The following is a 12,813-nucleotide window of genomic DNA, read 5'->3' as shown; positions in this document are numbered from 1 at the left end:
TTAAATTATAGTTTGTTATGTAATGATGTCAATCCGAGCACTTTTTGTCATGTCCGCTTTTGTGGGAATGACATTGCATGTTTTTTTACTCCACGCAACAAAGTCTACGTGGGAATAGCATAGAACTCATAAGACAGAACTTTCACAAAAATAACATCCTACAATATAAGCTATTTTTGCTATATTGTTAAGTAAATTGTCAATATTCAAGAGTGTCATTTAGGTAATAATTTTATATTTATAATATATTTTAACCTAAATTAATTTTAATTAACTTGTTAGTATTTTTAAACAATGATTTAATTAAATAAACTTAATAAGGAATTTTGATATGTCAAAAGATAATGATGGAAAAGGAAAGGTAAATACGCTTACTAAGGAGCAAAAAGAAAAAATTATTTTAGAAAGATTAGATTATGTTGAAAAAGATATAAAAAATTTAGAAAATTTTGCAGCAGGTCAATTTGCAAATAAAGTTAAAGCTAGTAAAAAACCAATTGATGTAAAGGATGCAGAATTTCAAAAGGAATTAAATGCGACAATAGAAACGGAAAAGAATCAAGAAAGTAAAACTGGAGGGGTAAATGCGGTAATAAGCCTTAAAGCAACCCTAACAGATTTGAGGGAGTATTTAGTAGAAAAAAAGGTTCTTCCAGAGGTTTCTGATGGAAAAGATTTTGAAGAATTTCCTGCAATAAAAGAAAGAATAAGTAATTATGGTAAAGAATTTCGAGAAAAGTTTTCAACTAATGAAAAAGTGAATACAGCAGTAAAAAATCGTGTTGAATATGAAATTACAAATTAATCTTTGGATTTTAAAGAATTAAAAAATGATCAATATATACCATTGGATAAAGAAGCCAATAAAATGCTTATTAATCAAATATTTAATGAAGTAAAAATACCTGAAGAGCTTTATGAAAAAATCATGAAAGGTAATGAACAACTTAGATCAAAATTAACATATCAAGTAATTAGACCTGAAGTAGAAAAAGCTTTTGGCAATCCTAAATTTAATTTTACTCAAGATGGTTATGATTATGAGATAACCACATTAGATAATTCCAAATTAACGCCAGAAAATATAGCAAATTTCAAGAAGTCATTAAATGATAGACTTGAAAAAGCCAATGATAAGTTAATGGCGACAGAAAAACTAATGGATAATGTTAAGGCACAAAATCCTGATCTTACTGATACTCAAGTTCAGCAATTTGAAAAAGCTGTATCTAGATTAGATACCAAAGATTTAACGCAGCATAAAGATACGCTAGTAAAACCAAGCTTAGCTTTGCTGAAAAAATTTACACCATGGTTACTGGAAAAGATCAAGAAGTATATTTAAATAATAAAATAGACGGAATATTAGATAATAAATTTTCTAGCATTGTTAGCTCTCAAAATTCTAGCGTTCAAAGCCCTAGGGCTCAAAGTGTTGATATAAAGCAAATTTTAAACAGCCCAACAAGTAATTTTGTTAAAACAAAGGAAATGCAAAAATCTATCAATAGAGAAAAAAGTTCTTAAATTGCTGATATCAAACAAGTTTTAAGTAACCCAACAAGGAGTTTTGGTAAAACAAAAGAAATGCAAAAAGCCATCAATAGAGGAAGTATGATAAATACATCAAGCTCTATTTCAGTACCTATCACACCTAATAAATCTACACCTAATAAAAATAAAAAGGATGAGATATCTAGGTAACCTAAATGACTGCAAACTTCTTTAAGAAAGTCGGCAATCTCATAAAACAATATAGAATTTTTGAGATTGCTTCGTTAATTATTTCATAATTTCTTCGCAATAACTATTCAAGTTTTATCTAATAAACCCTATACATTTAAGCAATATTAATTATTTTTTAAAAAATTAATATTCTTGCTTGACATAGCATAATATTTTGTGTATAATGCATTTAAGACGAAAACTAACTCGTTGGAACGGGTTATAATTTTTGGTCGAAATAGTTTATTTGGTATTTAATTTTTTAACTAAAAGTTAGACTTAATTAACAAATATATTTATCTTTAAAAGAGGAATAACTATGCCAAATATAGGATCAAAATATCAAGGTGTTAAAATCTCTGAAACAACAACTAACTATTTTAATAATGCTACAGAACATTTTGCAAAAGCTGGTCAAGCTGCAGCAAATTGTGGTATGTACGCTGGTTTAACAGCTACTTATGGTGCTGGAGCAATATTTCAAGCTGCAACTGGTTTTGGTGCTTATGATCAATTTGCTGGTAAAGTAATGGGTGGTTACTCCGTTAATTTTGCTTTGCCAAAATTTGTAAGCGGTTTAGTAGCAAGTACTGCTAGTGCAATTTATTATCATCCTACTGCTGTTATGGCAGTTTTTGTTGGAGCAACACTTTTCGCTGCACCAGAAAATACAATAGAATGTGCAAAAAATGCATTCTGTACAGGAGAGAGGGAGTTAAATTTGTAGGGCACAATTTAGCAGGTATAGGATACAGAGCAGCAGGACTATGTAATCTTGTTTATGAAAACTTACCAAGCCATAGCGAAGTATCTAATATAGCATCTGTATTAGAAGACAGTGCACTAGAATTAGTTGGTAATGGTATGCTTGCACTTGAGTATAACGTATAATACAATATAGTAATCTTATAATCGTTCATAAGCTAAGCGATTACAAGAATTCATTCTAGCATGAAGCTTGCTAGAATGGATTAACTCTATCATGTTATCAACTACCTTTCAATTTCTTGGTCACTTCAACTATTCTTTTTCCAAATAAATTAGCAGTAAGTAAATCACCTTTTGTAGGAGCAATATCGGGAGCGGATTTATGATTTGATTGGGTCATAAGACCGGACCAGCTACCTAAGCGGTTAGTTTTATCGTGGTCAGGCATTTCGTGATCGGCAAAATTTGGAGCTTTTTCAGCTTGTCCAACCCAAATCATACCATGTTGCATGCTTAAGTGAAATAGTTGTTGTATACTGCAAAGCTTATCGCCTGAATAAGAAGCAGAATTAGTAAATCCTGCAGCTATTTTATCTCTCCATTTTTGATCATTCCATTTTATTGAAGTAGAATCCATAAATGTTTTGAATGGTCCTGCTAAACTTCCCATATAAGTTGGAGCCCCCAAAATAATAGCATCTGCATTGTCCAATAAACTCCAATCTACATTATCCGGTTTATCTTTATTTATTTGAATTAAAAAGGTTTCTGCTCCTGCTTCCTTTGCACTTTTATTTATTTCTTCGGCTACTTTAACAGTATGACCATATCCACTATAATATACGATAGCTACTTTAACCATTATTTTATCCTTATAAATTTACCACAAATTCAGCTTCAGTTTTAGATTTTATTTCTTCAACAGTAACGTCGTCAGGTTTTTTAGAGAGTATCATTTTATCTTTATCGATATCAAAAATTCCAAGGTCGGTAATTACTCTATTAACTACTCTAGCACCTGTTAACGGAAAATTACATTCTTTTAATAATTTAGCACCGCCATCTTTGGCATTATGTTCCATTATAACAACTACTCGTTTGGTGTTAGCAACCAAATCCATAGCCCCGCCCATACCTTTAACCATTTTACCCGGAATAGTCCAGTTAGCAAGGTCGCCTTTTTCTGAAACTTGCATAGCTCCTAAAATAGTCAGATCAACATGTCCTCCTCTAATCATCCCAAACGAAAAGCTACTGTCAAAATAACTACTTTCAGGCAAAACTGTTATAGTTTGCTTGCCGGCATTAATTAAGTCAGGATCTTCATCACCTACATAAGGAAAAGGTCCCATCCCAAGCATACCGTTTTCGCTGTGAAGCGTTATAGTTACGCCTTTAGAGATATAGTTTGCCACGTTAGTTGGCATACCTATACCAAGATTAACATATAATCCGTCTGTGAGTTCAAGCTCTGCTGTTATTTGATAAATTTGTTCTTTGCTCCAAGCCATTTATTTTGCTCTTGTTGTTAGTTGCTCAATGCGTTTTTCGTACTTTTCGCCGACGATCAGCCTCTGTACGAAGATATTAGGAGTGTGGATATGGTCGGGATTAAGCTCGCCAACTTCAACTATTTCTTCTACTTCGCAAACAGTGACTTTTGCCGCACCTGCCATTACTGCGTTAAAATTTCTTGCAGTTTTATTATAAATAACATTACCGCTTTTATCAGCTTTAAAACCTTTTATGATAGCAAGATCAGCGTGCAGAGCCGTCTCCATTATATATTTTTCGCCGTTAAATTCTTTAGTTTCTTTACTCTCTTCTACAATCGTTCCTATGCCGGTTTTAGTATAGAAAGCAGGAATCCCAGCACTAGCAGCTCTTATTCGTTCAGCAAGAGTTCCTTGTGGGTTTAATTCAAGCTCTAATACTTTATCTAAATATTGTTGCTCAAAAATTTTATTTTCTCCTACATACGAAGAGATCATTTTTTTAATTTGTTTAGTTTGAAGAAGTAAACCAAGACCGAAATTATCAACACCACAATTATTGCTGATAACAGTTAAATTTTGGACGTTGCTCTTAAGTAGAGCGTTTATTAGATTTTCAGGGATACCGCATAGACCGAATCCGCCCGACATGATAGTCATGCAGTCATAGAGTAATCCTTCAAGGGCTGTTTCAGCTGAAGGATAGATTTTATTCATAAATTTTTTTCATTTAATACTTACTATTAAGAAATTATGGTGATTTTCATAATAAGTCAAGGATATTAACATATTAATATATTAAAAAATCTACTTGTAAATTTTTTAAAAAAATATATAATATACCAACAAATATTAATAATTATGAAAATAAGTAAATTAAGTTTAGCATTTGCTACATGTGTTTTGTCAGTAGCAGCAAATGCATCAAGTATTGATAATACCCCAACCAAGAAAGGATATAGTTATGTAGTAACTTATAATAAAGATATGTCTTCTATATCAAGTAGTAATGCTGCTATGTCATTACTCGAAGGATATCGTGCATTAGACGATGCCGTATTTGCTAATTCTGATAATATAGCTATGAATATTTTAAGCTATGTCACAAGATTTACTGCTGCTTCATGGATTATGGTTGCTAATCATGAAATAGGTGGTCATGGTGCTAGGATGAGAGAGTTTGACTTAAAAGTAACAAAGTATAAAGTTAATCCTTTCGATGGATTTACTCAATATAAGGCAAAAGATTTTGATTCTTTACAGGTTCATAAAAAAGCAGCTATAGATGTTGGAGGAATGCAAGCAAGTTATCTATTATCTGAAAATATTAAAGATAGATATATGAGCAGTAATAAAATTAACCCTACTTATGGTATAGGTTATTTTATAGCAAGATTAGATCAAGCAACTTATATTTTTGACACTAATTTTAATGAAACTGATAAAAAGGGCAATGATATTAATGCTTATACAAAACTGATGAATAGCATATATGGTAATAATTATATTACCAAAAGCAAAATGCGTTCTTATGCTTATTTAGATTTAATAGATCCATTTTTATTCTATTCTGCTTATTCATTTGTAATGAATACTAACCTTGATAATATTCCGATGATTAATTTAGGAAGAGTGCAATATTTACCAGCTACCAGAGCTATACTTGCTCCATATGGTTTAGAGCGTGGTTTAGTTAATCATTTCGTCATTGATGATAAATATATCCAACTTAATATTAACTATGGGAAAAATCAAAAATTCAAGTCTTATGGCGTTGGAATTAAGGCAAATAACTTAGCAAAGTTTGATTTTATTTCTTTAGGTTTAGAAGCTGCTTATTGGAATCAGCCTAAAATGTTAACTGCTACTCCTTTAAAAGAAAAATGTAAAAAAGGCGGTTTTGGAGCTGTTAATTTTGAACTTAGCTTAAATGATACATTTAAAATAGTTGGTTCAGGCGGTTATAAAACAGCAGGATTTATAGAGGGTATGCCTTTAAAATCTTCAGCTATAGATAGAGCAGGTCTAAAACTAGATTTATAAGCCTTAACATAACGAGTATACTCGTCCATCAACTCTTCATTTATACTAGGTATACCAGAGATAAAAAGTGATTTTCATCTCTGGTATAAATTAAATAATTATTTTTTATTATTCTCAAATGTATACTTGTTTTATTTGAAAAATTGGCTATGTCGTCTTTGTAACCCTCAGATGCTCACGTACTAAATGTACGCTCCGCTCCTCGTCTTACAGACTCCATGCTCTTTTTCAAATAAAACTTCGTCTACCAACTTTTCATTTATTAGATGTATATGTATAATCATAATATTAAATAATGATATATAATTATATATGCTAACCGTTTTAGAGAAATTTCTATTTTCTCCTATCAAAGCTTTTATTAATATTCGTGAAGATACTACAGCTGCACTTAAAAGGCTTAGTATTAGTAATATTCGTGATTTGCTATTTTATTCCCCTGTTTCTTATCAAACAAAAACATTATCGCCTAATTTAACAGAAGTTAGAGAGGGTGATTTAATTCAATCAGAAGTAATAATTGAAAGTGTTAATCTACCTAATAAAAGCCATCAACCTCTAAGAATTACAGCAAGTAATGATACAGGTTCATTGCTATTAGTATTTTTTCATAAACCACCGCCATTTATTTTTAATAAACTAAAAGTTGGAACTAAGCATATTATTAGCGGTAAAGTACAGTTTTTTGATCATCACATACAAATTTCTCATCCTGAGTTTATTGTTAATCCCAAACTTACAAACGAACTAGAGCCTATTTATTCTTTGACATATTTAATTAGTAACAAACAGTTATATTCATATATTATAAAAGCAATAGATATGTTTGAAGAGAAATGTAAGAGTGTGCAGGATAAAGAGGTAAGGGAATATTTAGAGGAGGTGCTAGAGAGTTTGAAAGTGTTGCATGTAAGCGATGGTGTCATACCGTTACTTGACCACGGTATCCAGAAAAGTATTAAAAATGACTGGATCCCGCGATCAAGTCGCGGGATGACAATTAAAGAACAAGATATTCCTTTAAAACATCTTGCAGCCAAAGAGCTCGTTGCTAATCAAATATCTCTTTTTAAGGCACGTACGCAAATAGCAGAAAAGCATGGTAATATTTACCCTAAAGCAGAGCAACTTCAGACTAATATACTAAATAGCCTTGGGTTTGAGTTAACTTCTTATCAGCAGCAAGTAATAGAAGAGATAGAAAGAGATCAGGCTAGCAGTATTGAGATGATGAGATTACTGCAAGGTGATGTTGGATCAGGTAAAACTTTAGTAGCACTGCTTACCATGGTAAATGTAGCAGCTTCAGAATTTCAGGCAACCTTAATGGCTCCGACTGATCTACTTGCCAATCAGCATTATGAGTTTTTTGTTAGAGCTTTGAAAAATACCGATATAAAAATTGGATTACTTACCGGTAAAATACTCGGCTCGGCTAGAAAAAATATTATGATGCAGCTTGGAAATGGTGAAATTGATATATTAATTGGCACTCACGCTTTATTTCAAGAAAAAGTAAATTTCAAGAAGCTCGGTTATATAGTGATAGATGAGCAACATAGATTTGGTGTGCAACAAAGACTTGATCTAATAAGTAAAGGCATAAACCCCGATGTTTTAGTTATGACCGCAACACCAATTCCAAGAAGCCTTGCCCTCACTATGTTTGGGGATATGACTATATCTAAACTTCAAGGAAAGCCAAAAAATCGTTTGCCTATTGCTACAAACACTATATCTATTAATAAAATTAAACATATTATAGAAGCGATAAATAAGAAGCTTATTGCAGGCGAGCGAATATATTGGATATGTCCATTGATAGAGCAGGACGATAAAGAAAAAACAGAAGAAGATAGCCTATTAATGGATGTAATGAATCGTTTTAATTCGATTGAGAATATTTATAAGGGGTGTACTGGTATTATTCATGGTAAGATGAAAAATGAGCAAAAAGATGCTGTAATGAAGCAATTTAAGGGTGGAGAAATTAAGATATTAGTTGCAACAACTGTTATTGAGGTTGGGATAGACGTGCCAGAAGCAACTTTAATAATTATTGAAAATGCTGAAAGGTTTGGGCTTGCTCAGCTCCATCAGCTGAGAGGTAGAGTAGGGAGGGGCAGTTTACAATCATATTGTATATTGCTTTATAATCCTAAAAGACTTGGTAAAGTTGGGCGTGGTAGATTTGAGATAATGAAACAAACTAATGACGGATTTTATATTGCCGAGCAGGACTTAAAACTTCGTGGTAGTGGCGAAATTTTAGGCGTAAAGCAAAGCGGTGAGATGGATTTTTTCTTCGCTGATTTAGCAAGGGATTATGACCTGTTACTTAAAGCTAATAAGTTTGCTGAAATAGGAACAAAAGGTGATGCAGAGTTTATTAATTTCCAAATTAAACTATTTGCAAAATCGCAGATTAGTGAGCTGGTGTAAATATATTATTTGCTTTTTTTCTTTATTGTTGGTAATATGCGGTTTGTTGTCATCCCGTGATTTATTCACGGGATCTAGTTAAAAATATCAATATTATTGATATTTTTAGTTATTTTTCTGGATACCGTGGACAAGCAACTAGATGACACTGAATATCGGCTGGGTAGCAAAGTGGTAATGCCGTGGACTGCAAATCCTCTATTCGTCGGTTCGATTCCGACCCTAGCCTCCATCTAAAATTAAAAATTTTATGGAATTTATTTCACAATTCCTAGAAATGTTACTCGCTGAGCGAGCATTATCAAAAAATTCCATACTTAGTTATAAGCGTGATTTATTAGATTTTCGTAATTACCTTGCCAAGCAAAAGCTATCAGAATTAAATATTACTGCTGAAAATATTAGAAATTGGATTGAGTATCTAGCAGAAAATGGTTTGCAAGCTCGTTCTATTAACAGAAAAATATCAACTATAAAAAGTTATTATGAATTTTTAATTAGTGAAAACCATACTAACTTAAATCCTTTACTAAATATAGATTTACTAAAATATCAGAATAAACTTCCTGAAATATTATCCATAGATGATATTAAGTCATTGCTTGAATATTGCTCGCAAGATATTTCACCTGAAAGTATTCGGCTTAATGCAATGATTCATCTGCTTTATGCTAGCGGTCTTAGAGTGTCAGAGCTAGTTAGTCTCAAGCTTAGTGATATTCTAACTAATAAAATGTCAAGAGAAGTGAAAAAAATATTTTCTGTGCTTGGTAAAGGTAATAAAGAAAGAATTATAGTAATAAATGAGCAGGCTGTTAATAGTCTTGTTAAGTATTTAGCTGTTAGAGATAATTTTGTAAATAAAACAAAACCAAAAAATTTGATTTATTTATTTCCCTCTTCAGCTATTGCGGGTTATATGACTAGACAAAATTTTGCTATTCTCTTAAAATCAGCTGCTCTTTATGCAGGACTTAATCCTGAGAATATTTCCCCACATGTATTGCGTCATAGCTTTGCAAGTCATTTACTTGAGGGTGGAGCAGATTTAAGAGTGATCCAAGAGCTGTTAGGTCATGCTGATATCTCTACTACTCAAATATATACCCATCTTCAAACCAACCATCTTAAAAAAGCATTGTTACATCATCCCCTCAGTAAAAATTAAAATATTTTAACTTTTATACAAAATCATTATAATAAGAGTTTTGGGTCATGATGAGAATAATAATATGACTTATGAGCTACTATTATGAAGTTTCAATCACATAGTTGATAAAAATTTATAGTAATTAGTTTATTACATATTTAATATAATTGTGTCATTAAGTTATTACCATATATGCTAAAAGAATCAAAATTTTATTACAAATAAAAATCTAGCAGATTTAGTTATTGAAGAGTTAGAAAATAAGGATTTTGATTTAAAAGTTTTAGAAAAAATACAGCAAGCATTTAGTACTGCAAGTAAGCAAAAGCAAAGAGAAGCTTTTATATCTATTATAGATACAAATCTTAAAAATGAGCAGTTACATAAATTAAATAGGGCAGTAATGGAACATGCAGGCGAGCTAATGCCAACTAATGATCCAAATTTTGTTTGTCGTACTACTGATAATAAAATTTGGGGAGAATTATTATTATTGGAAGCAAAACGTCATGGTATGAAAGCCGAACTTAACTCTAAGTCAGAATTACAGCCTCTTAATGTCAAAAATATACCGCAAGAAATATTAAACCATTATTTCATTCTCAAACAAAAATTTTATCCTCAAAGAGATTCTAAAGATTCAATAGATAATAGAATTGCTCAAAGTATTAATTTTCTGCTATATGCTCCTCTTTTTCGAGGAACAAAAGAATACGAAAAGTTATCTGATATGGATAAACTGATTGCAGAAGGTGACATACGGAGCCCTAACTGTTGATATGTTCAAAATTTGGTAGAGAAAAAAATAGCATCATATGTAGAAAAGCATGCTAATACGCAAGAAAGATATGAAAATAAAAAAAATGAAGAAAAAGAAGCTGAAATATCTTCAATAATTGAAACATCAATAAAAAAGTTAGAACAAAACAAAAAAATAGCTATTGAAGGTCAGCAACGAGAGAAAATTAAGAGACATATATCTAGATTTTTAGAAGAATTTTCAATTGAAGTACTAACTTCTAACAAAAAAAAGTTAGTAGATATAATCCATCAAGAGCTTTATCAAAAACGATCTGTATGGTCAAAAATAGTTAATTATATCGGTATAAAATATTATAAAATTTCAAAAGAAAACCTTAAAAATATAAAAGAAATAATAGGTAGTAAAATTTGTTATTTTACTATGAAGCCAGAAGTACGAAAACAGTTAGAACAGCTTTCAAAAGAGCTACATAAATCAGGTGCAGTAATATCTTCAGTGGATAAAGATAAGCAGAAAAATCTAGAAGAATTAAAGGAAAATTTTAAAGAATTGAAAAAATTAAAAAAACCAGTATTGCCGTCGAAAGTTAAACAAACTAAATCTAAACCAAATCCTAATCTGCCTAGAATTTAGAATTTTTAAAAGAAGATATGTTCTAAGCTATAAATAAAAAAATTTATGCTACACTAGAAAGACGTGAGCAAGACTTAAAAATGTGAGGAAACCTAAAGCATCGGTTAGGGTGGTTAGGAAGACGCCAGAGCCGGCAGCTGGGTCAATATCGAAATAGTGCAGTAATATAGGAATAGCAGAACCAAATAACCCTGCTACCAGAAAGTTTAAGATTACAGCAATAGCGAAAATTACGCTAAGATTAAGATCCATCAACATCACAAAACTAAGTCCTGCACCGATAATTGCTAACACAAAGCCGTTAAAACCCGATACGGCTATTTCTTTCAAGATTATTTTACTTACGTTACTATAATGAATATCTTTATTGGCAAGTGCTCTAACTGTAACTGTCATAACTTGTGTACCTGCGTTGCCGCCCATAGACGCTACTATAGGCATAGTAGCAGCAAGTGTTACAAGCTTTGCAATAGTATCGTTAAAATGATTAATAATAAGTGATGTCAAGCAGGCGGTAATTAGATTAACAAACAGCCAAGGAAAACGATGTTTTACAGTATAAAAGAAATTAAAAAAGGTATCTTGTGTATGCACACCGCTTAGCGATAATATATCCTTTTCGGCTTGTTCTTCAATAATATAAATTATATTATCAATAGATACGCTACCAATTAATTTACCATTTTTATTGACCACCGGTACTATAGTTAAAGCATATTGTTTAAAAATAAAACTGAGTTCATTTAAATCGGTGAAACTATCAGCCAGTTTAAAATCTTTACTCATTAAATTTTTTACTAACTCATTTTTTTCATGCTTAATTAAAGTACTAAGAGAGATGATACCGATAGGGCGTAGTTTATTGTCTGTAATAATAGCAGCGTGGAAGTCATTTTTGACAGTTTTTATAAAATTTAATGACTCTTTAACGGTCCAATTTTCTTGAAGATTAACAAAGTCTCGCTCTATTACCCTTCCTACTGTATTTTCTGGATATGTACACCCAATAGTAATTTGATGTTTTTTTTCTTTAGAAAGATTGCTTAATATTAAATCTTTAATATCATCATCTAAATCAATTACAACTTCAATAGCATCTTCTATATCTAACTTATCAATTAATTCTGCTGATTTTTTTATACCAAGAGTTTCTATTATTAAAGGTTTGCTGTAAGCATTTAATGAAACCAAAGTTTCAGGTTTAATTTTGTCTTGTAGTAGGGGAATAATTATTTTATAGGTTTTAGGACTTAAATTATCTAAGAAATCAGCTAAATCAGCATAATGAAGTTCTGCAAGCCTGCTAGCTGCAGCACTATAATTATGATCTTCTAATAAATCATTAATTTGATCAAATTGATCATGATGATCAGGTAATATGCTTTTGAACATACTGAAATTAGGCATAATCCCTTACCTATAGTCAATTGATTTGAAATTTGTGCTTCGTTGTTCGTCGTCTCGCCTATTATTATAGGCGTCGCTCCTCACGCCTGTCACAAAATTTAACTGAATTGACTATACATAGTCTGGCTTGCAGACCTATTTAGTTATAATTAATTTATTGGTTAACTAGGCTTGACGTAGAATGGTGTACGATTTGTTAATCAGCATAAATTACAGCACACAAATAAGCAATAGTTTTTTAACTATATTCAATAATAGAACCTCGTTTATCTGCTCTTTAAATTTATTAAATGTATACTTATAATAGAAAAGCTTATATAATACTCTCTTATTAGTTATATCAAAAAATTGTTAACTTTAGTGAAAAGAGAAAGCCAGATGGAAATAGTAGAAACTATTAACACAACTCAATCTAATTATTTTCCTTTCTTCTTATATTACTATTCTTC

The 12,813-nt window shown here is 31.2% G+C and carries 10 protein-coding genes, 1 tRNA gene and 4 pseudogenes; 10 read left to right on the top strand and 5 right to left on the bottom strand.

All coding sequences use genetic code 11. From position 1 onward, the window contains the following. Positions 1 to 331 precede the first annotated feature (331 nt). From ACICQC_RS05545 to ACICQC_RS05530, 4 genes are all read left to right on the top strand, one after another. Positions 332 to 805, top strand: coding sequence for a hypothetical protein (locus tag ACICQC_RS05545; protein WP_395476298.1), 474 nt, complete (start codon positions 332 to 334; stop codon positions 803 to 805). A gap of 63 nt (positions 806 to 868) precedes the next feature. Further along, entirely contained in the window at positions 869 to 1,345 is a 477-nt protein-coding gene (locus tag ACICQC_RS05540) for a hypothetical protein (protein WP_395476297.1), read from the top strand. Beyond that, positions 1,312 to 1,527 (top strand): hypothetical protein, encoded by a 216-nt coding sequence (locus tag ACICQC_RS05535; protein ID WP_395476296.1) that lies wholly within the window; start codon positions 1,312 to 1,314, stop codon positions 1,525 to 1,527. Before ACICQC_RS05540 ends, ACICQC_RS05535 begins: the two co-directional genes overlap by 34 nt. Positions 1,528 to 2,044: 517 nt before the next feature. Continuing rightward, on the top strand, positions 2,045 to 2,452 hold the full coding sequence (locus ACICQC_RS05530; protein ID WP_395476295.1) for a hypothetical protein: 408 nt from the start codon (positions 2,045 to 2,047) through the stop codon (positions 2,450 to 2,452). A gap of 261 nt (positions 2,453 to 2,713) precedes the next feature. Here the strand turns inward: ACICQC_RS05530 and ACICQC_RS05525 are convergent, their stop codons facing one another. From ACICQC_RS05525 to ACICQC_RS05510, 4 genes and pseudogenes are all read right to left on the bottom strand, one after another. Beyond that, positions 2,714 to 2,932 (bottom strand): transcriptional regulator, encoded by a 219-nt coding sequence (locus ACICQC_RS05525; RefSeq protein ID WP_395477658.1) that lies wholly within the window; start codon positions 2,930 to 2,932, stop codon positions 2,714 to 2,716. Between the two features lie 39 nt (positions 2,933 to 2,971). Beyond that, a pseudogene (locus tag ACICQC_RS05520) lies at positions 2,972 to 3,295 on the bottom strand (flavodoxin family protein); the annotation flags it as partial. 10 nt (positions 3,296 to 3,305) lie between these two features. Then, positions 3,306 to 3,944, bottom strand: coding sequence for a 3-oxoacid CoA-transferase subunit B (locus tag ACICQC_RS05515; RefSeq protein WP_395476294.1), 639 nt, complete (start codon positions 3,942 to 3,944; stop codon positions 3,306 to 3,308). Further along, the gene (locus tag ACICQC_RS05510; protein WP_395476293.1) at positions 3,945 to 4,643 is read right to left on the bottom strand and encodes a CoA transferase subunit A; all 699 of its coding nucleotides are present in this window, start codon (positions 4,641 to 4,643) and stop codon (positions 3,945 to 3,947) included. 144 nt (positions 4,644 to 4,787) lie between these two features. On the opposite strand from ACICQC_RS05510, the gene ACICQC_RS05505 reads away from it, so the two are divergent. The 6 genes and pseudogenes from ACICQC_RS05505 (at position 4,788) to ACICQC_RS05480 (ending at position 10,957) form a co-directional block, all read left to right on the top strand. Continuing rightward, a complete protein-coding gene (locus ACICQC_RS05505) occupies positions 4,788 to 5,969 on the top strand; it encodes a hypothetical protein (RefSeq protein ID WP_395476292.1) in 1,182 nt (393 codons plus the stop codon). 312 nt (positions 5,970 to 6,281) lie between these two features. Further along, positions 6,282 to 6,881 (top strand): annotated as a pseudogene (locus tag ACICQC_RS05500) (ATP-dependent DNA helicase RecG); the annotation flags it as partial. Positions 6,882 to 6,992: 111 nt separating this feature from the next. Further along, positions 6,993 to 8,411: pseudogene (locus ACICQC_RS05495) on the top strand (ATP-dependent DNA helicase RecG); the annotation flags it as partial. Positions 8,412 to 8,568: 157 nt separating this feature from the next. Next, positions 8,569 to 8,643, top strand: a tRNA-Cys gene (locus ACICQC_RS05490). 18 nt (positions 8,644 to 8,661) lie between these two features. Beyond that, the gene (locus ACICQC_RS05485; RefSeq protein ID WP_395476291.1) at positions 8,662 to 9,579 is read left to right on the top strand and encodes a site-specific tyrosine recombinase XerD; all 918 of its coding nucleotides are present in this window, start codon (positions 8,662 to 8,664) and stop codon (positions 9,577 to 9,579) included. A gap of 196 nt (positions 9,580 to 9,775) precedes the next feature. Further along, positions 9,776 to 10,957 (top strand): annotated as a pseudogene (locus ACICQC_RS05480) (DUF5410 family protein). 48 nt (positions 10,958 to 11,005) lie between these two features. On the opposite strand, the gene mgtE reads toward ACICQC_RS05480, so the two are convergent. Next, positions 11,006 to 12,364, bottom strand: a complete 1,359-nt coding sequence (mgtE, locus tag ACICQC_RS05475) for a magnesium transporter (protein ID WP_395476290.1) — start codon at positions 12,362 to 12,364, stop codon at positions 11,006 to 11,008. Positions 12,365 to 12,813 lie beyond the last annotated feature (449 nt).

Origin of the sequence: Rickettsia endosymbiont of Pantilius tunicatus, assembly GCF_964291875.1 — a bacterium.
In the GTDB taxonomy this organism is placed as follows: Bacteria; Pseudomonadota; Alphaproteobacteria; order Rickettsiales; family Rickettsiaceae; genus Rickettsia.
This window is presented reverse-complemented; position numbering and strand designations above follow the sequence as displayed.